A 19774-nucleotide genomic window follows, 5' to 3' on the forward strand; every position below is an offset into this window, starting at 1 on the left:
GTGTGGCACGTTACCGTGGCTGTTGTTCACCGAGCGCGCCAACACCGGGGGTTCCGCACATGCCGCAAGCCACCTTCCGCGCGCCCTCCCCCCTCCCCAAGCACGGGCGCGACCTCCCGGAAGGCCAGCACAACCTCCCCGTGCGCCTGAGCGACCTCCCCGAGCCCGGGAGCGACCTCCGCGGGCACGGGCGCGACTTCCCTGGGCACGGGCACGACCTCCCCGGGCACGGGCGCGGTCTCCCCCTGCGCCGGTGCGGCGAGTACGCGGTACGGCGGAGGTCGGCGCAACGTGTACGGCGAAGCGGCGCACAAGTCGCACGGCGTCCGGCCCTCGGCGCACTGGCCGCCCTGCTGCTCACCCTCATGCTCGCCACCGTCCTGGCAGCACCCGCCTCCGCCACCACCGCGCCGGCCACCACCGCACTAGGCAGGGTGGCGCTCATCGGCGTCCCCGGCCTGGAGTGGAGCGACCTCGACGAGTCCCGCACCCCCAACCTGTGGAAACTCGTCACCCAGGGCGCCTCCGCCTCCATGTCCACCCGCGCCGTCCCGCCCCCGGACCGCGGCATCACCTGCCCGGTCGCCGGCTGGCTCACCGTCTCCGCGGGCCAGCGCGCGGGCACCCCGGGCAAGGGCTGCCCGCCCACCCCCGCCCCCCGGCCCACCGCCGACGGCGGCGCGGCGGTCCCCGGCTGGGCCGAGCTGTCCGCCCACCAGGCCGACACCGGGTACGCCGCCCAGCTCGGCACCCTCGGCCAGTCCGTAGCCGACGCCGGGGGCAGGACGGCCGCGATCGGGCCGGGAGCCGCCCTCGCCGCCGCCGACAAGGCGGGAAATATCACCCGATACGCCGACACCCCCGAGGCCCTCCCGGACCCGTCCGCCTACACCCTGATCGTCCTCGACGCCCCCGAACTCGCCGACGCCTGGTCCCACCGCCCCCTCGACCAGTACGGCGTCCCCACCGCCATGCCCACCGCCACCCGCCACGCCGCCGTGGCCAAGGCCGACGCCCGGATCGGCGCGTTCCTCGCCACCCTCCCGCCCGGCTTCACCACCCTCGTCGCGGGCATCTCGGACGTCACCCCCAGCGCCCACCTGCACGTCGCCATCGCCGCCGGCCCCTCGCCCACCGGCCGGCCGTACGGGCCCGGCCACCTCACCGCCACCTCCACCCGCCAGGACGCCCTCGTCACCATCTCCGACCTGACGGCCACGGCCATCCAGCTCACCGGCGCCGAACACCCGCGCCAGGTCGTCGGCCGTCCCTGGCAGCCGAGCGGCGCCGCGGCCACCCCGGCCGAAACGGTCACCGGCCTGGCGGACGCCGACCTGGCCAGCCAGGTCCTCCGCGAGGTCCGCGGCCCCTTCTTCGCCGTCTTCGTCGCCGTGCAGCTCCTCTTCTACGCCTTCGCCGCCCTGGCCCTACGCCGCCGCCGCATCCCCACCGCCGGAGCCCCCGCCCCCGAGGGCCACCCCACACAAGCCGGACACCCCACCCCACAGACCGACCATGCCCGGACCGAAGAACTCGGCACCGCAGACCACCGAGCCCACGTCAGAGAGACCGGGACCGCAGCCCCCCTGGCCCAGGGCGACGAGGCCGGAACCGCAGACCACCCAGCCCAGGCCGAAGAGGCCGGGACCGCAGACCACCCGGCCCAGGGCGACGAGGCCGGGGCCGCAGGCCGTCCGGCGTCTCCGGGAGCTACCCAGGGCGGACGGCCGCCCCACGCCACCGGCAGTGGGCTCCGGGCGGCCGGGGGGATCGATGTGGCCAGTGCCTCACGGTTGCTGGTGGCCGTGCAGGTGGTGTCCGTCGTGAGTGGCGCCATCGCCGTGTCGACGTTCCTGGCCCAGCTGGTCCCGTGGTGGAGCCTGGGGGCGCCGATGACGGCGCTGATCGGCACCATCCTGGCCACCGCCGCCCTGATCACCGGCCTGGCGTTCGCGGGCCCGTGGCGGGCGCACGTGCTGGGCCCGCTGACCGTGGTGGCGGCCGTGACGTCGGTGGCGATGCTGGTGGACGTGATGACCGGCTCCACCCTCCAGGTGAACGCGGTGTCCGGCTACGAGCCTGTCACCGGCGGACGCTTCTACGGCTTCAGCAACATCGCGTTCGCCATCTACGCCACGGGCACGATCCTGGCCCTGGCCGGGGTGGCGCAGTGGCTGAACGGCCGGGGGACGCCGCGGGTCGTGGTGATGGCGGTGTGCGCGGCGTACGGCGGGCTGGCGGTGTTCGCCGACGGGTGGCCGTCGTGGGGCGCCGACTTCGGCGGGGTGCCGGCGTTCGTGGTGGGGCTGGCGGTGTTTCTCATCCTCCTGTCGGGACGCCGGGTGTCGGTCGTGAAGCTGCTGCTGGTGGGCCTGGCCGGGGCGGTGCTGATCGGCGCGATCGCGGTGTTCGACTGGCTGCGCCCGGACAGCCAGCGGACGCATCTGGGCACGTTCGTCCAGCAGATCATCGACGGTCAGGCGTTGACCGTGGTGGCCCGCAAGTTCGGGGCGATGGTGGGCGTCACGGTGGGGAACTGGTCGCTGACCCTCCTGTCGCTGGTCGCGCTGGCCTTCCTCTTCCTGGTGCTGAACCGGCCGTCGCGGTGGGGCGCCTCGGCGCTCGGCCAGGCGTACGCGCTGGCGCCCACGCTGCGTGCCGGGCTGTTCGGGGCGCTGACGTGCGCGCTCATCGGTTTTCTCATGAACGACTCGGGCATCGCCATCCCGGCCATGGCGCTGACCGTGGCGGTGCCGCTCACGCTCGCGGCGTGTGTAAGGGCCTTGCAGCTCGCCGCGCCCACCACAGCAGAGCCGCCGTCAGGGCCAGCAGCGCCCACGGCGTCACCTGGCCGCGCACGACGCTCCTGAGCCATTCGAGGTCGTCGGGCAGCACGTCGACCCGGGCCGGCAGGTAGGCCAGGGACAGCACGAGCAGGTGGGCGACGAGGAACCGGTCGAGCGTGGACGAGGCGACCAGGGCCAGCACCCCGAACGCCAGCCCGTCGTACCAGGGAAGCACGTAGGGCGAGGCGAACAGGTAGGCGACGACCAGCACCAGCGCCACCACCGCCGCGCTCTCGCCGGCGGGCCCGCGCGCCGCCCGGGTCACCCGGAACAGCGACCAGGCGATGAGCGCGAGCAGCAGCAGCGAGCCGACCTGGATCTCGCCCCGGTAGGCGCTGCCGGTGCCGACGATCTCCTGCAGCCAGCCCTGGACGAGCTTCCACGGCGAGGCGTGGGAGATCGACTTGCTGGTGCGGGTCACGGGCCCGACGGCCTCGGCTCCTACGAGCACGTAACCGGCGACCACCACCGCGAGCGCGACCCCGGCCACGAGGGCCAGCCGGCCGGGCCGCCGCCGCATCTCCCACGCGGGCCCGAGCGCCACGAGGCCAACGTTGACCTTGGCGGCGACCCCCAGCCCCAGCAGCGCGCCGGTGGCCAGGGCGCCGCCCCTGGACGGCAGGCCGTTCGCCAGCAGGGCGGCCACCACGCAGGCGATGGCCAGCGTGTCGACGTGCATGCCCGCGACGAGCTGGTAGAGCAGCAGCGGGTTGGCCGTCCACAGCAGCGCGGCGCGCACGCGCCTGGCCGGGTCGTGCCGGGTGAAGCGGTCGATCAGGAGCCCGGTCGCGACGAAGGCGGCGGCGTTGACCAGCGCGAGAACGAAGATCGTGAGGCGCAGGGAGTCGCCGCCCACCCAGCTCGCCAGGGCCTGCACGAACGTGGCGACGGGCCCGTAGACGCTGGGCTCCTCGCGCCACGGCTCCTCGACCGCGTCGGCGATCGGGTCGCCGGGCAGGTCGGTCGCGCCGTAGGAGTAGGGGCTCAGGCCGAGCGTGAGCATGCGCCCGTAGGCGGCGTAGTTGAGATGGTCACCGGAGCCGGACGGCGGCAGGAACGCCAGCACCCCGGCGGCCACGCAGCCGAGCGCGACGAGACGGCGGGCGACGAGAGGGCGGGCGACGCCCGCGCGCGAGGGCAGGACGCTCAGCCCGGCGAGCAGTCCCGCGGCGCCCAGGACGAGCGCGGCGGCGGCCATCGCGACGACCAGGTGCGGATCGGGCGCGGCGGACAGCGAGAACGGCGGATGCCAGGCCGCGCCGGTCAGCGCGGGCACCAGGGCGGACGGGCCGAGAAGACCGATGGTGATCGTCAGCAGGATCGACGCGACGATCGCCGCCGTGGCCAGCACGGCCACCGGCGTGGCGGCCGGCGCGGCGGCGGCCCCGGCACTCCGGGTCTCGGAAGTCACCCGCAAATTCCAGCACACTCGCCACGCCCGCCCGGACGCCGATCTCCAGCCTGTGGAAAACGTGACGGGGACGGTCAGCGCCGCAGCTTGGCGAGGTTGTCGGCGACCACCGGCTCGCGGCTGGCCAGGGCCAGCGCCACGTCACGCAGTTGCCGGGCCCGGTGAAGCTGCGCCCGCCAGTCGGAACCGGTCGCCCGGTGGGCCATCTCCACCTCCACCTCGCGGACGCGGAAGCCCTTGCGCAGCAGGTCGATGGTCAGCGCGGTCTCCACGCCGAAGCCGTGCGCCAGCGGCCGGGCCGCCTCGAAGGCGTCGCGGGTGAGGCAGCGCTGCCCGTTGAGCGGCTGGGCGGCCTCGAAGCCGGTCGCGCGGCGGATGCCGTCGCGGGAGACGCGGACGACGATGCCGTGGCCGGCGAGCTTGACCCTGGTGGCGAAGACCGCGATGGTCATGTCGGCCTCGCCGGTGCGCACGGGCTCGATTAACGGGGCCGCGGCCTGCGCGGTGCCGGCCAGGTCGGCGTCGAGGAACAGCAGGTGGCGCGGGATCTCGCCGTCGAGGAGGCGGACGGCTTCGGCGCCCGTCTCCATCGCGGCGGCCTTGCCGCGGTTGCGGCTGTGGCGGACCACCCTGGCCCCCGCCGCGCGCGCCACCCGGCCCGTCGGGTCGGTCGAGCCGTCGTCGACGACCACGACGAGGTCGACGCCGGGCAGGCCGAGCGCCGCCTCGACGGTGAGACCGATGCGGTCGGCCTCGTTCTTGGCCGGGACGACCACCGCCGTGTCGGCCGTCATGAGCCCTCGGCGATGAGGAACTCCTGCGGCACCTCGTCATGCACGGTGAACACCGAGTCGAGCCCGGTGACCTGCAGGATCTTGCGCACGGCGGGGCGCGGGGCGGCGACGTCGAGCGCGCCTCCCTGCTCCTTCATCCGTTTGAGCGCCGAAAGCAGCACGTTCATCCCCGTGGAGTCGCAGAAATCCACGGCGGACATGTCGATGACCACGCGGCTGGGCCCCTCCTGCAGCAGTCGCGTGAACTCCGACTGCAGGTGGGGTGCCGTATAGAGGTCGATTTCACCGGCGATCACGACGAGTGCGTGGCCGGCATGTGATCGAGTCGAGACCTTGAGCTCCACATGGGCAGGCTAGCGGCGCGAGCGCCCCGGGTCACGTTGTCACGCCGATAGGGCGACGACCGGTATGGAGCGACGCCGGGAAACGACGGGTTCTTGGCCGAGGCTCGCGAGAGACTTTGACCGCCGGCCGCGAGGTCGTACGAGAGTCGCCGTTTGGGCTCCACGGCGACGGAGAGTACGCGAAACTTGACGGTGCGAAACCTTGGGGTCCGGCGACGGCCCCACTTCACACAGGAGGAGGGGCTGGGCTGGAACCCGCGGGCCCGATCGTCCATGAACACAGACCGACTCGAAGATCCGCAGCGTCAGAGGCTCCGCGAACACCTGGAGGCCATCCTCATCCGCTCCGAGAAGGCCACCTCGTGGCACGACGAGGCCGCTCGCCTGCGCGGCCTGGTCAACCATGAGGGGTACGTGCCGGTCCGCACCCGGTTGGCGGGCGTGGACCTCGACTTCCTGGCGGGCGCCCGGGAGGACCTGCTGAGGTTCTCCGAGCTGGGGCTCCGGCTGCTCGACCTGCACCAGCCGCGCGACGCCGGGGGCATCACCAGCGACGCCGCGCATCCGATCCTGCGGTGCCGGAGCTGCATGTGGCGCTGGCCCTGCCCGACATTCCGCGCTATTTCCGACTCGTTCAACGCGCCTCCGGAGTCCGCCCTCCCGGAGTCGGCCTGACGGCGCCCACCCCGGCCCCTCACGGAGCCCGCCCGACGGCGCCCTGAGCGGGCCCTCCCCCCTCCACCGAAGCCGAACCCGAAGCCGAACCCGCAGCCGAAGCCGAACCCGCTGGGAGCCGGATCTCGAACCGGCACCCGGGCCCCTCGTTGACCACGCCGATCGTCCCGTCGTGCGCTTCGACGAGCCCCCGGGCGATCGCCAGCCCGAGCCCCGCCCCGCCGTCGGCGGTCGGCGTCCGCGCCGCCTCGCCCCTGAACGCCACGTCGAACACCCGCGGCAGGTCCTCTGCGGGGATTCCGCCGCAGCAGTCGGAGACCGACAGGCAGGCCAGCCCGCCGTCGAGCCCGGCGCGCAGCACGACGTCGCGGCCCGGCGGCGTGTGCCTGATCGCGTTCGCCACCAGGTTGAGCAGTGCCCGGCCGAGGGCTCCGGCGTCGGCGGTGACCGGCGGCGCCGCGCCCGCCTCGGCCGTCAGCCGCACGCCTTTGGCGCGGGCCAGCGGCTCGGCCCCGGCGAGCGTGTCGGCGACCAGGTCCGCCAGCCCGATCCCGCTGCGCGAGAGCCGCAGCGCCCCGGCGTGGATCCTGGACAGCTCGAACAGGTCGTCGACCATGGCCGACAGCCGGTCCACCTCCAGCCGGATCTGGGCGTGATAGCGGCCGACGGTCGCGGGATCGGACACCACGCCGTCCTCCAGCGCCTCGGCCATGGCGCGCATCCCGGCCAGCGGGGTGCGCAGGTCGTGGCTGACCCAGGCGACGAGCTCGCGCCTGGCTCCCTCCAGGGCGCGTTCGCGCGCGTACGCCTCCTCCAGGGTGGTGGCGATCGTCTGGAGCTCGGCGGGGAGCCCGCGCGGCGCGCTGAACGGGACCTCGCGGACGGCGGCGACGAGCCGCCTGCTCTCCCCCACCACCCGCCTGGCCAGCACGAACGCGACTCCGAGCCCCACCAGGCCGCCCACCGCGACGACGCTGAGCACGATGTCGCGCGCCGGGCCTTCGAGGATCATGCGCATGGTGATCGCCACCACGCCGGCCAGGGTCGCCACGACCGCGACCACCACGACGACGGCCAGCATCACGCCGATCGAGCGGGTGCGCAGGCGGCCCATCACGGCCAGGCCGAGCCCGGCCACCAGGAGCCCGAGCCCGGCGGTGACAGCGACGATCATGCCGAGGTCGCCGGTCATGCCAGCGGCTCGTAGCGGTAGCCGACCCCCCAGACCGTGACGATCCTTCGTGGTTCGGTCGGATCCGGCTCGATCTTCTCGCGCAGCCGCCTGACGTGCACGGTCACGGTGGAGGAGTCGCCGAACGACCAGCCCCACACCTGGTCGAGCAGCGCCGAGCGGCTGAACGCCTGGCGGGGGTTGCGCATCAGGTAGGCGAGCAGGTCGAACTCGCGGGCGGTCAGCATCACCGGCGCGCCGCCGAGCCGGACCTCGTGCGCGCCCACGTCCACGACCAGGTCGCCGTCGCGGAGCACGCCGGTGCCGGCCGTGACGGCGGCGCCGCGGGCGCGGCGCAGCACCGACTGGACGCGCAGCGCCAGCTCGCGGGGGCTGAACGGCTTGGTCACGTAGTCGTCGGCGCCGGTCTCCAGCCCGGCCACGCGGTCGATCTCCTCGCCGAGCGCGGTCAGCATGATCACGGGCACGGGCCAGCGCTCCCTGAGCTTCCTGCACACCTGGAGGCCGTCGAGCTTGGGCAGCATCAGGTCGAGCACCATCAGGTCGGGCGGGCTGGCCAGCGCGCGGCGCAGCGCCTCGGCGCCGTCGCCGACGCACTCGACCTCGTGCCCGTCGCGCTCCAGGTAGCGGGCGACCACCTCGGACACGGTCGGATCATCCTCGACCACCAGGATTCGGGTGCTCACCCCTGCACGGTACGGCGCGGACCTGATCGGGCGGCACCCGCGTCATCGGTTCGTAAGGGTCGCAGATCGTCCCGGCAGGACGTACGGTGGCCTCATGGGTCGAGTAATCATGCTCGTGCTGGGCGCACTGCTTGCGCTCTTCGTGTTGTTCAACTTCATCGTCCCGATGGTTCTGGGGCTTCTGAAGGTCGCTCTCATCATCGGCGTCGTCGCCGTGCTGGTGTTCATCGTGGTCACGATGGTCGGTAAGTCCTCGTCGGCACGGTGACGCTCTTCCTGTTCGATCCGTGGCTCATCGCCGTGACCATGGTCGCGGTCCTGTTGCTGGCCTCCTGGGCCGCCAGGCTGCTGCCTGTCCTCGGCGGTGAGCCGTCCGGGTTTCCGCTGGTCTACGCGCGGCGCACGGCTTTCCAGCGCCAGCGCGATCCCGACGCGGCCGGGCGGCCCCGGCCGCGAGCGCCATCGGCGCGCCCCGCTTTCCGGTAAAGCGGGGCTCATCTGAGCCCTGAGGTTCTCTCCCATGAGAAGGGCTCATGATCGACTCTCTTGTCACGTTCGTCATCGGCATGTCCGGGGGCCACGCCGCGCTCGGGATCGTGCTGTTCACGCTGGCGGTGCGGCTGCTGTTGCTGCCTCTGGCCGTCAAGCAGGCGCGCAGCGCCCGGGTCAGGGAACGGCTGGCGCCCAGGCTGCGGGCGCTCCAGAAGCGCTACGGGCGCGATCCGGCGAAGCTGGCCGGCGAGACGCGCGCGCTCTACGCCAAGGAGGGCACGTCGCCGTTCGCCGGGATTCTGCCGGGGCTGGCGCAGTTGCCGTTCATGTGGCTGATGTACCGGGTGGCGACGCATCCGACCGCGCTGGCGGGGCACGACCTGTTCGGCGCGCCGCTCGGGCAGCACGTGGCCGCGATAACGGTGAATTACGGTCTGTTCAGCGTGCCGGTTTTGGTCTTTACACTCGTCATCACTCTGATGGCGCTGGTGGCGTGGTGGATGTCACACAAGACCAAGGCCATGATGACCGAGGAGCAGCCGGAGCTCATGCGCCGGATCATGCCGCTGCTGCCGTTCGGCTCGCTGCTGGCCGCGGCGGTGCTTCCCCTGGCCGCCGGGCTCTACCTGCTCGTGTCGACGGCCTGGACGGCCGGAGAGCGCGCGGTGCTGGCTACCCGGCCTCTCTGAGCGCGTGCACCTGCCCGTTGTTCACGGTCCCCGTGGGCGCGGGCAGGATCGCCCACACCGTGGTCGTGTCGCCGTCGTGGCGAACCCCCCAGCTCTCCGCGACGTACTCGACGATGCCCAGCCCACGGCCGCCCAGTGACGACAGCGCCGGCCGGCCCGCCCGCGGCTCGGTCGCCGCTCCCCCGTCGCTCACGGCGACCTCGATGTGATCGTCGCTGCGCAGCCAGGTCACTTTCACCATGCCCGACGGCAGCGGATGCGCATGCCTCAGCGCGTTGCTCAGCAGCTCGCTCACCACGAGGACGGCGTCGTCGATCGCGGCGGTGAACACCCCGCAATCCTGCAGGTCGGTGCTCAGACGCTGGCGGGCAACGGCGACGCTGGACGGCGCGTACGGCAGCAGCACCACGCTTGACACACCCACCTCCCCGCTCCCAGTGCCCCCCGCGGGAACACTCCCCGGTACGACCGAAATGCCCCGTTACTCAATCCCAGAAACCGCATCTCGATCACAGCTTGTACACATCGGACGATAGATCAGCTCAACCGTGACCACCTCGTTACCGCATCGGTGTGTCGGATCCGATAGGGGATGCACGCTTGAGCACGAGTCTCATACGGGTGCCGCCGCCGGGCCCCGGATGGGCGCTCACCTCGCCGCCCTGGGCCCTGGCCAGGCTCCGCACGATGTAGAGGCCTAAGCCGACCCCGCCGAAGCGTCTTCGGTCACCGCTGTCGACCTGCACGAACCGTTCGAAGATCCGCTCCCGGTCGGCCGGCGCGATGCCCACGCCCTCGTCGTCGACGACCACGACCAGCGCGCCGTTCTCGGGCCGGGCGGAGACGCTGATCAGGCCGCCCTTCGGCGAGTACTTGAACGCGTTCTCCAGCAGTTGCGCGAGCACGATGTCGGTGGCCAGCGCGTCGCCCATCGCGAGCGGCAGCCCGTCGGCGACGCTCACCTCGACCCGGTGGCTGTCGGACAGCACGGGTAAGCCAAGCGTGGCCGCGCGCACCCGCTCGGCCAGGTCGAACGGCTCGTCCCTGACCACCTGCTCCTCCGCGCCGGCCCGCGCGCCCAGCAGCAGGTGGTCCATGAGCTGCCCGAGCGACCTGGACCGCTCGGCGATCGTGTGCACGGCGGAGCGGCGCTCGGCGTCGCTCAGCTTGTCCCAGCGGGAGTCGAGCGTGCTGGCGAAGCCGCGCACGATCGTGATCGGGGTGCGCAGCTCGTGGCTGGTCGTGGCCAGGAACAGGTCCTTGGCCTCCTCCAGCTCCTTGGCCGCGGTCACGTCGCGGAAGTCGACGACCAGCTCGCCGGTCTCCTGGATGCGCGCGCCCACCACGTCCAGCCAGCGCCCGTCGGCGAGCTGGACCGTCAGCTTCTCGCCCGGGGCGGGCTGCGGGAACGGCGGCGGCTGCCCCACGGCCTCCTCGGCCGGGACGGCGGTCAGCCGGGCGGCGGCCGGGTTCCAGCGCAGCACCCGCCCCTCGCGGTCGAGCACGGCGATGCCGTCGGCGCTGGCGTCGAACACCGCCCGCTCGTGGGCCCGCTGCCGCACCGCCTCCTGGTAGGCGACCGCGTTGCCGACGGCGATGCCGGCGTGCCCGGCCAGCAGCTCCAGCAGCTCCAGCTCCAGGTGGCCGGGCTTGCGCCGGGCGAACAGCGCGTACAGCGCCCCGTACGGCCGCCCGCCGACGGCCGCCAGGCCGAGCGCGACCGTGTGCAGGCCCTTGAGGCTGGACCAGACCAGGCTGTCGAGCCCCTCCGACTCCAGCAGCACGGTCTTGCCGGTGCGCAGCAGCTTGCCGACGAGGCTGTTGTGCAGGTCGGTGGTGGTGCCCTTGGGCACGTCGGGAAGCTGGTAGGTGCTGACCAGCCGCAGCCGGTCGCCCTCGATGAGCACGAATCCGCCCGCGTCGGCCCCGGTGAGCTCGGTCAGGCTGGCCGAGATCCGGTCGAGCACGGCGGGCAGCTCCAGCTCGGCGTTGATGTCGCCGACCACGTCGGTCAGCCGCCGCACCAGCCGGGCGCGGCGGGCCATCCGGTTCTTGGCGGCGTCGTCGGCCTGCACCAGGTGGTGGACGCACACGTAACCGGCGACGGCGCTGCCGATGCGCAGCGCGCTGATGTCGACCCGGACATCCAGCACCTCGCCGTCGCCGCGCACGCGCTTGGTGCGCAGCGAGACCTGCCCGCCGGTGCGCACCCGCTCCAGCACCGCGTGGTGCTCGGCGGTCAGCTCGTCCGGCACGATCGGCGCCCGGCGGCCGAGCATCGCGGCCGCCGTCAGGCCGAAGAGCCGCTCGGCCGCGGCGTTCCAGACCAGGACGGTCTGGTCCCGGTCGAGGACCACGACGGCGTTGGGCGAGCTGTCGAGCACGGCACGGGCTATGTCATCGTCACTCCCAGCCCATTCGTCCCCCACGACTCCATAGTGCCCCCGGCGTGGCGGCCTTGTCGGGCGATCCGTCCGATACGCTGCGGTCACGGCGTTTCCAACAGGGGGTGAAGGCATGTCGGACGACATCGACGCCCTGTTGCGGGTGACCTCCGCCACCTATCGAGGCGACGGGCCGCCCGATGTCGCGTTCGGCACGTACGACGGCGCGGTCGGGCGGATGATCATCGCGGTGACGGGCCGCGGCATCATCTCGTGCAGCTTCGAGGACGAGCAGGACGTGTACGAGCGCGTCACCAACCACGTGGGCCGGCACATCGCCCCCAACCCGAGACGGCTCGACCCGGTGCGCCGCGAGCTCGACGCCTACTTCTCGGGGCGGCTGCGGGCCTTCGCCACGCCGGTCGACCTGGCCCTCGCCACCCCCTTCGCACGCACGGTGCTGCAGAAGACGATGGCGGTGCCGTACGGGACGACCACGACGCTGGAGAGCATCGGCGAGCTGATCGGCAGGCCGCGCGCGCTGCGCGCGGTCGGCAACGCGCTCAGCGCCAACCCGGTGTGCGTGGTGGTGCCGTGCCACCGAGTGGTGCGTGACGACGGCGGGCTCGGCGACTACGCCGGGGGCGAAGCCGCCAAGCGCCACCTGCTCAACGTCGAGCGCCGCGCCGCCTGATCGCGCCGAGCGCCAGCGTCACCAGGGCCGCCACGAGGGCGGCACCGAGCGCGCCGTTCATCCACGGCTGCCGCTCGAAGCCGATCGCCTCTCGCACGGCGGCCCAGAGGCCGTCCCACTGCTCCACCGTGGGCGTGGAGGTCGTCAGCCAGTAGGCGGCGAAGCCGAGCGCCCACGGCGCCAGCATGGACCAGCGGGCCGGGGCGTCCTCGGCGGTGTTCCACCGGGTGGCGCCGCCGAGCAGGAAGTAGTCCACGGCCAGCACCGCGAACATCGGCACGAACACCGCGCCGATCACGCCCAGGAACGCGCCGTAGGAGGTCACGTCGACCACCAGCGCGATCGCGACGGTCAGCACGCCGATGGCGACGCTGAGGATCCGCCGGTCCACCCGGGGCATGAGGTTCTGCAGCGAGACCGTGGTCGAGTAGACGTTCGCGAACGACTGGTCGGCCTCGCGCAGCACCAGGATGCCGAAGAACACCGCGCCCAGCGGCACGGCCACGAACGGCCCGAACACGGCCGTGCTGTCGTTCTGCACGGCGGCGGCCCCGGCGATCGCCACCGCGTAGACGCCCAGCCCCAGGCAGGCGACCTGGGCGAGCGTGTAGCCGCCGACGACGCCGGTGAAGGCGGCCCGGCTGGAGCGCGAGTGCCTGGCGAAGTCGGCGGCCAGCGGCACCCACGACACCGACAGCGCGATCACGTAGTCGACGGCCGGCGCGAACGCGGTCCAGGACCCGCCGCTCTGCGGAGGCGCGTCACCCAGGAACTGGAACGTGAACCAGATCAGCGCCACGATCACCAGGGCCGTGATGTAGCGCCGCAGCAGCCTGATGGCGCCGAGCGGCCAGATCGTCAGCGCCGTGGTCAGCACCCCGGCGACGATCACCCACACCGCGTACGGAACGGTGTCGCCGAAGACGGCCATCGCGCCCTGGGAGATGACCCAGAGCTCGAACGCCCCCCAGCCGATCATCTGGATGATGTTGAGCACGGTCGGCACGTACGAGAGCCGGGCCCCGAACAGCCCGCGCAGCAGCACCATCGCGGGCTGGCCGGTCTGGGTCCCGGGGATGGCCGACAGGCCGACCATCGCGGTGCCGATCAGGCTGCCGACGACGGCGGCGGCCAGCGCGGCGGTCAGGCTGAGCGGTGCGTTGCCCAGCGGGTCGAGCAGGAACAGGGCGCCCGAGAACCCCAGGAGGCTGACGGCCAGGTTGGCCCAGAGGGCTCCCTGGTCGAGGACTCCGAGGGTTTTGGGGGCGGCCCCTTCAAGAGTGAGAGGGACTTCGTCGTCGCGGACGTCATGCGCCATCGCACTGCTCCCTACGCCGGCATTACCCGGACAGGTTCATGCGGTCGGCGACGGCCTCGGTCACCCTCTCAGCCCGGTACGCCCCGAGCTCCCGCGTTGTGTAATTTTCCGCCGCGCATTATGCCAGTTTTCAGGCTACGAAGGGAGTCTGTCCTGTTTCGCTGACCATGGGGCGCTTGTCGTGAGCCCATGCCTGCATGCCGCCGTCGACGTTGACCGCGTCGCGGCCGATCTGGTTGAGCCAGGCGGCGACCTGGAACGACCGGCCGCCCACCCGGCAGACGACGTAGACCTGGCGGTCGGCGGGGACCTCCTCGACGCGGGCCTGGATCTGCGTCATCGGGATGTGGACCGCCTCGGGGGCGTGGCCCGCGTCCCATTCGTTCTGCTCGCGCACGTCGAGCAGGTAGGCGCCTTCGGGGACGTCACGTGCCTCGACTTCTGGAACCGTCATGCCTCCATCATCCCGTGCCTCGCGTCGTAGGCCGCACGCGCTTCGGCGATCTCCTGCTGGTGGTTCTCGGTCCAGGTCACCAGGGCCTTGATGGTCTCGTGCAGGGTGCGGCCGAGCGGTGTGAGCGCGTAGTCGACCCGGGGCGGCACCACCGGGTGGACGGTCCGGCTGACCAGGCCGTCGCGTTCGAGCTTGCGCAGGGTCACGCTGAGCATGCGCTGGCTGACGCCGTCGATCTCGCGGCGGAGCTGGGAGAAGCGCAGGCTTTCGCAGTCGAGCATGGCGATGACCAGCAGTGACCACTTGTCGGCGACGCGGTCGAGGATCTGCCTGACCTCGCAGCCCTCGCGGGCGTCCCAGTGGCGGACGTCGAAGTCGGCGTCGGTGGTGGTGCTGTCGACGTAACCAGGTGACTTCAAAGTGCCGTCTTCCATGTCGATCCATGCTGCCGCATGATTCTGACGGTTACAAGAGATAACCGACATGCGAGAACGTAACCACTACTGGAGTTTGATCATGCGTGCATCCGAACGGCTGACAGGCCGCCCGCTGGGCGTGCTGCTGGTGCTGTGCGGAACGATCTTCCTTGAGGGCGTCGACGTTGCCATGCTGAACGTCGCCCTGCCCGCCATCCGCGCCGACCTCGGCGTCTCCACGAGCGTGCTGAGCGGCGTGGTCACCGCGTACGTGCTCGGCTACGGCGGTTTCACGCTGCTCGGCGGCCGGGCGGCCGACCTGCTGGGCAGGCGGCGCATGTTCCTGTTCTGGCTGACGGTGTTCCTGGTGTTCTCCGGGCTCGGCGGGTTCGCGAACGAGGGCTGGGTGCTGCTGGTCGCCAGGTTCGTGACCGGGGTGGCCGCCGGGTTCATGACCCCGGCCGGGCTCTCGTTGATCACCACGTCGTTCGCCGAGGGCAGGCAGCGCAACAAGGCGCTGCTCGTCTACGCCGGTACGGGCGCCGCCGGGTTCGCGCTCGGCCTGGTCATCGGCGGCCTGCTCACGGCGGTGGGCTGGCGCTGGGTGTTCTTCGCGCCGGTGATCCTGGCCGCCGTCATCCTGCTCGCCGCCGTCGTGCTGATCAAGGAGCCGGCCGTCCCGCGTCCCGCCGGTGGCCGCTTCGACGTGCCGGGCGCGGTCACGATGACCGGCGGCATGATGCTGCTGGTCTACGGCGTCGTACGGCTGGAGCACCCGGGCGAGGGCTGGGGCTGGACCGTCGCCGCGTTCGCCGGCGCGTTCGCACTGCTGGCGGCGTTCACCGCGATCGAACGCCGCTCGGCCGACCCGCTGGTCCGCCTCGGCGTGTTCAGGTCGGCCTCGCTCGTGCGCGCGAACGTGGTCGCCACCCTGCTCACCGCCTCGTTCATGGGCTTCCAGTTCCTCGTCACCCTCTACCTCCAGGAGCTGCGCGGCTGGACGCCCATCCAGACCGGGCTCGCGCTGCTCATCGCCGCCGCCGACGTGCTGCTCGCGCCGACGCTCACGCCGGTGCTGGTCAACCGCTACGGCAACGCGCGGGTGATCCTCGGCGGGCTGGTGTCGGGGGTGGTCGCCTTCGCGATGTTCCTCGGCGTCGGGATGGACTGGACCTACGCCGCGATGGTGCCGTCGATGCTGCTGATCGGGCTGATGTTCGCCTTCGTGTACGGGCCCGTGACCATCGTGGCGACGGAGGGCATCGCCGAGCACGAGCAGGGGCTGGCCGGCGGGCTGATCACCTCGTCGTTCCAGTTCGGCGCGGCGCTCGGGATCTCGATGGTGACCGTGGTGAACGTGGCGGCGCTCGACGGCGGCGCGAGCGGCATCGACGCCGTGCGCGCGGCGCTGGTGGTGCCGGTGCTGGCCACGCTGGTGTCGGTCGTCGTGGTGGCCTCCGGGCTGCGCCGCCGGACCCCGGTGCCCGTGGAGGCGTGAGCTACTTCAGCAGCTTGGACAGGCGGCGGTCGGCCAGCGGCTTGCCGCCTGTCTGGCAGGTCGGGCAGTACTGCAGCGAGGAGTCGGCGAACGACACCTCGCGGATCGTGTCGCCGCACACGTCGCACGGCTGGCCGGTGCGGTTGTGCACGCGCAGCCCGGACTTCTTCTCGGCCTTGAGGTCCTTGGCGGCCAGCCCGCGCGCCCGCTCGACGGCCTCGTGCAGCGTCGTGACGATGGCCTCGTGCAGGTCGGCGATCTGGGCGTCGGTCAGCGACGAGGCGATCTTGAACGGCGACATCCGGGCGGCGTGCAGCACCTCGTCGGAGTAGGCGTTGCCGATGCCGGCGATGACCTTCTGGTCGCGGAGCAGGCCCTTGATCTGGGTGCGGTTGCCGCCCACGATGGCCTTGAGCGCGTCGACGGTGAAGGTGTCGGCGAGCGGGTCGGGGCCGAGGGCGGCGACGCCGGGCACCTCGTCCGGATTTTTCACCACATAGACGGCCAGGCGCTTCTGCGTCCCCGCCTCGGTCAGCTCGAACCCGGGCGCCAGGCCCAGCTCGTCGGGCGCCAGCCGCACCCGTACGGCCAGCGGGCCCTTGCCCGGACGCACCGGCTTGGCGCCCGACAGGTCGTCACGCCAGCGCAGCCAGCCCGCCCGGGCCAGATGGATGACCAGGTGCAGCCCGTCACAGTCGAAGTCGAGGAACTTGCCGTGCCTCGACACGCCCGTGATCGTCAGCCCGCCGAGCGCGGTGACCGGCGGGTCGAACGTCTTGAGCGCCTGGATGGCCACCACGTCGACGCCCAGCACGGCGCGGCCCACCGCCCGCTCCCGCAGGAACGCGGCGAGCGATTCGACTTCGGGAAGTTCCGGCATGCCACCAGGGTACGATCCCCGTCCACAGGCTGTGGACGGCTACGGCACGTCCCAGAACGCCAGCTCGTGGGCCATGCCCTCGGTGAACATCGCCTCCGCCCGAGCCGGGTCGGGATCGGCCTCGTCGATCATCTGCGCGATCCTGGCCGCCAGCGCCGCGAACCCCGGATCGGCGTACGTGTCGACCCACGCGCGGTAGCGCGGCTCGGCGGGCGGGTTCTCGGCCAGGATCTGCCCCAGCGTCGAATACCCCCACATGCACGGATAGAGGGCGGCCAGCCCTTCGGCGTACGAGCCCGCCGACTCCAGCAGGAACGCCGTGTAGGCCGCGCACGCCGGACCCTTGCGCGCCCCTTCCAGGTCTGCCCCGAACCCGGCCGACAGCGACCGGTGCAGGTCGAGCTCCTCGTGGAAGGTCGCGTGCGCCAGGTCGACCAGATCGCCCAGGTGCCCGTCGGGCGCCTGCCAGGCCAGCCGGGCGAACACCCGCGTGTAGTCCATCAGGAACAGGTAGTCCTGCTCCAGCCACGACCTGAACACCGGCTCCGGCAGGTCGCCGCGCCCGATGCCCACCACCGTGGGGTGGGCGAGCTGGGCGTCCAGCAGCGGCCGGCCGATCGCGTGCAACTTCTCGGAGATAGTCATGGCCGAAACGTTAGTGTCGAAGCATGAAAGTGACGATTGCGGAGGAAATCCTCCTTCTCGCCCACAAGGAAGATGACGGCAAGCCCCTCATCCCCTCCACCCAGCTCGACCCCGTGCTCGCCGGCGCCCTGCTCGCCGAGCTGGCCGTCAACGAGCGGGTGACGCTGGACGGCAAGAAGGTCCAGCTCGTCGACCCCACGCCGCTCGGCGACGAGGAGCTCGACGCCGTGCTCGCCGCGATCGCCGAAGGCAAGGAGCGCAAGGCCGCCTGGTGGGTGCAGAAGCTCCAGTCGGTCAAGCTGCGCGCCCGCCTGCTCACCCGCCTCGCCCGGGCCGGCGTGCTGGCCGAGGAGCGCGCCAAGGTGCTCGGGCTGTTCCCCACGACCCGCTGGCCCGAGGTCGACGGCCGGACCGAGGCGGAGGTCCGCGAGCGCGTCGCCGCCGCGCTCGGCGGCGCCGACCCGACGGCGCGCACCGCCGTGCTCATCGCCGTCATGCACGCCGCCAAGCTCGACCGCAAGGCGTTCCCCGGAGCCGACAAAGCGCGGGTCAAGGAGATCGCCGAGGGCGCCTGGGCGGCCGAGGCCGTGGCCCAGACGATCACCGCGATCCACGCGGCCATCGCGGTCACCGCCGCCACGAGCGCCGTCGTGGCGGCGAGCTGACCCTTCAGTTCGCGTCGATGACGTCCTGAGGGACCGGCTTGTCCGCCTTGAGCGCGTCGAACAGCGCCAGCGCCTTGGTCCGGTCCCACTTGACGGCGGTGCCGCCGCCCGCGATCTCGCTGCCGCCGAACGGCACCACCGTCGTCACGGGGCTGTCGCCCATCGCCAGCCCCAGCGACAGCATGTCGAACACGCCGGTGCCGGAGTCGACCTCGACCGCGTCGGTGGCGCTGATCGCCAGCGGGATCGAGGTGAACGGGTTGATCAGCACCCCGGGGCTGGCGGCCATCGCGGTCACCGCCGCCACGAGCGCCGTCGTGGCGGCGAGCTGACCCGTCAGTTCGCGTCGATGACGTCCTGAGGGACCGGCTTGTCCGCCTTGAGCGCGTCGAACAGCGCCAGCGCCTTGGTCCGGTCCCACTTGACGGCGGTGCCGCCGCCCGCGATCTCGCTGCCGCCGAACGGCACCACCGTCGTCACGGGGCTGTCGCCCATCGCCAGCCCCAGCGACAGCATGTCGAACACGCCGGTGCCGGAGTCGACCTCGACCGCGTCGGTGGCGCTGACCGCCAGCGGGATCGAGGTGAACGGGTTGATCAGCACCCCGGGGCTGGCGGCCTTCTTGACCACCGCGCTGAGGAACTGGCGCTGCCGCTTGGTCCGCTCGAAGTCGGGCAGCGCGCCGCCCTTGCGGGTGCGGACGTAGCCGAGCGCCTGGCCGCCGGTGAGCGTCTGGGTGCCCTTCTTGAGCTTCAGCCCCGCCTTGGGGTCGTTGACGGCGGCGCGTACGTTGATCTCCACGCCGCCGACGGCGTCGACGATGTCCACGAAGCCGGCGAACCCGATCTCCATGTAGTTGTCGACGCGCAGGCCGGTGACGGTCTCGACGGTCCGCACGAGCAGCCTGGGCCCGCCGATCGCGTAGGCGGCGTTGAGCTTGTTGCGGCCCTGGCCGGGGATGGTGACGGCCGAGTCGCGGGGCAGGCTGACCAGCGTGGGCCGGTCGCTGCCCTCGGGCAGGTGCAGCAGCATCATCGAGTCGGTGCGCTGGCCCGCGCTGCGGCCGGTGGCGAGCTTGCGGCGCTGGGCGGCGGTCAGGCCCTTGCGGCTGTCGGAGCCGACCAGCAGCCAGTTGGTGCCCGGCGTGTCGGCCGGGCGGCCCTCGTAGTCGTCGAGCACGCCGTCGATGCCCGCCAGCCGGCCGTCGATCCAGAACAGCATCCCGGCGGCCCCGACGAGCAGCACCACCAGGAACGCCCCGATGATCCCGGCGATCAGACGCCCGCGCGGCCTCCTCGGCCGCCTCGGCCCCGCCGGGCTCTGCCCGGCGGCCCCACCGCCGCCGTCACCGCCACCGCCGCCGCGGAGCGGCCTGATCGGGCTGTTGCCCGAGCGCTGCTTGCCGTAGACCCGCGAGGCGCCCTTGCGGGGCTCGCCCTGCGGCGGGGGGTTGATCCTGGTCGCCTCGGCGGCGCCCGGGATCGGCCGCCCCTGCGGCTGCGGATGCGCCGGCGCCCCCGCCGCGCGCAGCCCGTCGTCATGGCGGGGAGGCAGCGGGCGGCCGTCACCCGGCGAGCGCATGGCCCGCGTCCGGTCGTCCTCAGACACGTGGTTTCTTCTTCCCTTCGCTTGACATAGACGCTACGTCGATCGCCTTACCAGTGCAGACTTCTCGCCAAGGAATTCCTACG

Annotated in this window: 22 protein-coding genes and 1 riboswitch; of the genes, 8 read left to right on the forward strand and 14 right to left on the reverse strand. The window is 72.4% G+C overall.

Annotated elements, in window-relative coordinates:
- Positions 1 to 59 precede the first annotated feature (59 nt).
- On the forward strand, positions 60 to 2870 hold the full coding sequence (locus ACWDXC_RS26440; RefSeq protein ID WP_449986252.1) for a hypothetical protein: 2811 nt from the start codon (positions 60 to 62) through the stop codon (positions 2868 to 2870).
- On the opposite strand, the gene ACWDXC_RS26445 is transcribed toward ACWDXC_RS26440, so the two are convergent.
- The 3 genes from ACWDXC_RS26445 to ACWDXC_RS26455 form a co-directional block, all read right to left on the reverse strand.
- The gene (locus tag ACWDXC_RS26445; RefSeq protein ID WP_449986254.1) at positions 2758 to 4257 is read right to left on the reverse strand and encodes a polyprenol phosphomannose-dependent alpha 1,6 mannosyltransferase MptB; all 1500 of its coding nucleotides are present in this window, start codon (positions 4255 to 4257) and stop codon (positions 2758 to 2760) included. The genes ACWDXC_RS26440 and ACWDXC_RS26445 overlap by 113 nt on opposite strands.
- Positions 4258 to 4331: 74 nt before the next feature.
- On the reverse strand, positions 4332 to 5051 hold the full coding sequence (locus ACWDXC_RS26450) for a glycosyltransferase family 2 protein (RefSeq protein ID WP_449986256.1): 720 nt from the start codon (positions 5049 to 5051) through the stop codon (positions 4332 to 4334).
- Positions 5048 to 5395: an STAS domain-containing protein gene (locus ACWDXC_RS26455; protein ID WP_082309855.1), complete on the reverse strand. Its 348-nt coding sequence runs from the start codon at positions 5393 to 5395 to the stop codon at positions 5048 to 5050. Before ACWDXC_RS26455 ends, ACWDXC_RS26450 begins: the two co-directional genes overlap by 4 nt.
- Before the next feature lie 273 nt (positions 5396 to 5668).
- On the opposite strand from ACWDXC_RS26455, the gene ACWDXC_RS26460 reads away from it, so the two are divergent.
- Positions 5669 to 6070, forward strand: coding sequence for a hypothetical protein (locus ACWDXC_RS26460; protein ID WP_219498620.1), 402 nt, complete (start codon positions 5669 to 5671; stop codon positions 6068 to 6070).
- Between the two features lie 19 nt (positions 6071 to 6089).
- Here the strand turns inward: ACWDXC_RS26460 and ACWDXC_RS26465 are convergent, their stop codons facing one another.
- Positions 6090 to 7262: a sensor histidine kinase gene (locus ACWDXC_RS26465; RefSeq protein WP_449986258.1), complete on the reverse strand. Its 1173-nt coding sequence runs from the start codon at positions 7260 to 7262 to the stop codon at positions 6090 to 6092.
- Positions 7259 to 7948 (reverse strand): response regulator transcription factor, encoded by a 690-nt coding sequence (locus ACWDXC_RS26470; protein ID WP_219498615.1) that lies wholly within the window; start codon positions 7946 to 7948, stop codon positions 7259 to 7261. The genes ACWDXC_RS26465 and ACWDXC_RS26470 overlap by 4 nt, the downstream gene beginning before the upstream one ends.
- Positions 7949 to 8057: 109 nt before the next feature.
- On the opposite strand from ACWDXC_RS26470, the gene ACWDXC_RS26475 reads away from it, so the two are divergent.
- The 3 genes from ACWDXC_RS26475 to ACWDXC_RS26485 are packed head-to-tail and all read left to right on the forward strand — an operon-like array spanning position 8058 to position 9129.
- Positions 8058 to 8216 carry a hypothetical protein gene (locus ACWDXC_RS26475; protein ID WP_219498614.1) on the forward strand — a complete coding sequence of 53 codons (159 nt, stop codon included), beginning with the start codon at positions 8058 to 8060 and terminating at the stop codon, positions 8214 to 8216.
- Complete coding sequence (locus tag ACWDXC_RS26480; protein ID WP_219498612.1) at positions 8213 to 8434, forward strand: DUF6412 domain-containing protein; 222 nt, start codon at positions 8213 to 8215, stop codon at positions 8432 to 8434. Before ACWDXC_RS26475 ends, ACWDXC_RS26480 begins: the two co-directional genes overlap by 4 nt.
- A gap of 47 nt (positions 8435 to 8481) precedes the next feature.
- Positions 8482 to 9129: a YidC/Oxa1 family membrane protein insertase gene (locus tag ACWDXC_RS26485; RefSeq protein WP_357591205.1), complete on the forward strand. Its 648-nt coding sequence runs from the start codon at positions 8482 to 8484 to the stop codon at positions 9127 to 9129.
- Here the strand turns inward: ACWDXC_RS26485 and ACWDXC_RS26490 are convergent.
- Entirely contained in the window at positions 9113 to 9547 is a 435-nt protein-coding gene (locus tag ACWDXC_RS26490) for an ATP-binding protein (protein WP_308125557.1), read from the reverse strand. The two genes, ACWDXC_RS26485 and ACWDXC_RS26490, sit on opposite strands and share 17 nt — an antisense overlap.
- A gap of 142 nt (positions 9548 to 9689) precedes the next feature.
- Positions 9690 to 11513, reverse strand: coding sequence for an ATP-binding protein (locus tag ACWDXC_RS26495; protein ID WP_449986261.1), 1824 nt, complete (start codon positions 11511 to 11513; stop codon positions 9690 to 9692).
- A gap of 133 nt (positions 11514 to 11646) precedes the next feature.
- Here ACWDXC_RS26495 and ACWDXC_RS26500 point away from each other — a divergent pair, with 133 nt between their 5' ends.
- Positions 11647 to 12207 (forward strand): methylated-DNA--[protein]-cysteine S-methyltransferase, encoded by a 561-nt coding sequence (locus ACWDXC_RS26500; protein WP_219498599.1) that lies wholly within the window; start codon positions 11647 to 11649, stop codon positions 12205 to 12207.
- On the opposite strand, the gene ACWDXC_RS26505 is transcribed toward ACWDXC_RS26500, so the two are convergent.
- The 3 genes from ACWDXC_RS26505 to ACWDXC_RS26515 all read right to left on the reverse strand — a co-directional run bounded on the left by ACWDXC_RS26505 (position 12182) and on the right by ACWDXC_RS26515 (position 14413).
- Positions 12182 to 13525, reverse strand: coding sequence for a purine-cytosine permease family protein (locus ACWDXC_RS26505; RefSeq protein WP_449986263.1), 1344 nt, complete (start codon positions 13523 to 13525; stop codon positions 12182 to 12184). The genes ACWDXC_RS26500 and ACWDXC_RS26505 overlap by 26 nt on opposite strands.
- Positions 13517 to 13630: riboswitch (TPP riboswitch) on the reverse strand. (Overlaps the previous gene by 9 nt.)
- Before the next feature lie 25 nt (positions 13631 to 13655).
- Entirely contained in the window at positions 13656 to 13979 is a 324-nt protein-coding gene (locus ACWDXC_RS26510; RefSeq protein WP_219498509.1) for a rhodanese-like domain-containing protein, read from the reverse strand.
- Entirely contained in the window at positions 13976 to 14413 is a 438-nt protein-coding gene (locus tag ACWDXC_RS26515; protein ID WP_449986265.1) for a winged helix-turn-helix transcriptional regulator, read from the reverse strand. Before ACWDXC_RS26515 ends, ACWDXC_RS26510 begins: the two co-directional genes overlap by 4 nt.
- A gap of 82 nt (positions 14414 to 14495) precedes the next feature.
- Here ACWDXC_RS26515 and ACWDXC_RS26520 point away from each other — a divergent pair, with 82 nt between their 5' ends.
- Positions 14496 to 15893, forward strand: a complete 1398-nt coding sequence (locus tag ACWDXC_RS26520) for an MFS transporter (protein ID WP_449986266.1) — start codon at positions 14496 to 14498, stop codon at positions 15891 to 15893.
- A gap of 1 nt (position 15894) precedes the next feature.
- Here ACWDXC_RS26520 and ACWDXC_RS26525 read toward each other — a convergent pair whose 3' ends face one another.
- Positions 15895 to 16773, reverse strand: coding sequence for an Fpg/Nei family DNA glycosylase (locus tag ACWDXC_RS26525; protein WP_364168334.1), 879 nt, complete (start codon positions 16771 to 16773; stop codon positions 15895 to 15897).
- A 39-nt stretch (positions 16774 to 16812) separates the two neighbouring features.
- Positions 16813 to 17418, reverse strand: a complete 606-nt coding sequence (locus ACWDXC_RS26530) for a TenA family protein (RefSeq protein ID WP_219498498.1) — start codon at positions 17416 to 17418, stop codon at positions 16813 to 16815.
- A 23-nt stretch (positions 17419 to 17441) separates the two neighbouring features.
- On the opposite strand from ACWDXC_RS26530, the gene ACWDXC_RS26535 reads away from it, so the two are divergent.
- Positions 17442 to 18083: a GOLPH3/VPS74 family protein gene (locus ACWDXC_RS26535; protein WP_449986269.1), complete on the forward strand. Its 642-nt coding sequence runs from the start codon at positions 17442 to 17444 to the stop codon at positions 18081 to 18083.
- A gap of 4 nt (positions 18084 to 18087) precedes the next feature.
- Here ACWDXC_RS26535 and ACWDXC_RS26540 read toward each other — a convergent pair whose 3' ends face one another.
- Positions 18088 to 18390 (reverse strand): hypothetical protein, encoded by a 303-nt coding sequence (locus ACWDXC_RS26540; protein WP_449986271.1) that lies wholly within the window; start codon positions 18388 to 18390, stop codon positions 18088 to 18090.
- Positions 18391 to 18419: 29 nt separating this feature from the next.
- Entirely contained in the window at positions 18420 to 19691 is a 1272-nt protein-coding gene (locus ACWDXC_RS26545; RefSeq protein WP_449986272.1) for an LCP family protein, read from the reverse strand.
- Positions 19692 to 19774: the final 83 nt, after the last annotated feature.

The organism is Nonomuraea sp. NPDC003214, assembly GCF_053590035.1.

Excerpts from the sequence above, each read along its gene's own strand:
- ACWDXC_RS26440 (WP_449986252.1), top strand. The coding sequence starts at position 60 with ATGCCGCAAGCCACCTTCCGCGCGCCCTCCCCCCTCCCCAAGCACGGG.
- ACWDXC_RS26450 (WP_449986256.1), bottom strand. The coding sequence starts at position 5,051 with ATGACGGCCGACACGGCGGTGGTCGTCCCGGCCAAGAACGAGGCCGAC.
- ACWDXC_RS26460 (WP_219498620.1), top strand. The coding sequence starts at position 5,669 with ATGAACACAGACCGACTCGAAGATCCGCAGCGTCAGAGGCTCCGCGAA.
- ACWDXC_RS26465 (WP_449986258.1), bottom strand. The coding sequence starts at position 7,262 with ATGACCGGCGACCTCGGCATGATCGTCGCTGTCACCGCCGGGCTCGGG.
- ACWDXC_RS26475 (WP_219498614.1), top strand. The coding sequence starts at position 8,058 with ATGCTCGTGCTGGGCGCACTGCTTGCGCTCTTCGTGTTGTTCAACTTC.
- ACWDXC_RS26485 (WP_357591205.1), top strand. The coding sequence starts at position 8,482 with ATGATCGACTCTCTTGTCACGTTCGTCATCGGCATGTCCGGGGGCCAC.
- ACWDXC_RS26500 (WP_219498599.1), top strand. The coding sequence starts at position 11,647 with ATGTCGGACGACATCGACGCCCTGTTGCGGGTGACCTCCGCCACCTAT.
- ACWDXC_RS26505 (WP_449986263.1), bottom strand. The coding sequence starts at position 13,525 with ATGGCGCATGACGTCCGCGACGACGAAGTCCCTCTCACTCTTGAAGGG.
- ACWDXC_RS26510 (WP_219498509.1), bottom strand. The coding sequence starts at position 13,979 with ATGACGGTTCCAGAAGTCGAGGCACGTGACGTCCCCGAAGGCGCCTAC.
- ACWDXC_RS26515 (WP_449986265.1), bottom strand. The coding sequence starts at position 14,413 with ATGGAAGACGGCACTTTGAAGTCACCTGGTTACGTCGACAGCACCACC.
- ACWDXC_RS26520 (WP_449986266.1), top strand. The coding sequence starts at position 14,496 with ATGCGTGCATCCGAACGGCTGACAGGCCGCCCGCTGGGCGTGCTGCTG.
- ACWDXC_RS26525 (WP_364168334.1), bottom strand. The coding sequence starts at position 16,773 with ATGCCGGAACTTCCCGAAGTCGAATCGCTCGCCGCGTTCCTGCGGGAG.
- ACWDXC_RS26530 (WP_219498498.1), bottom strand. The coding sequence starts at position 17,418 with ATGACTATCTCCGAGAAGTTGCACGCGATCGGCCGGCCGCTGCTGGAC.
- ACWDXC_RS26535 (WP_449986269.1), top strand. The coding sequence starts at position 17,442 with ATGAAAGTGACGATTGCGGAGGAAATCCTCCTTCTCGCCCACAAGGAA.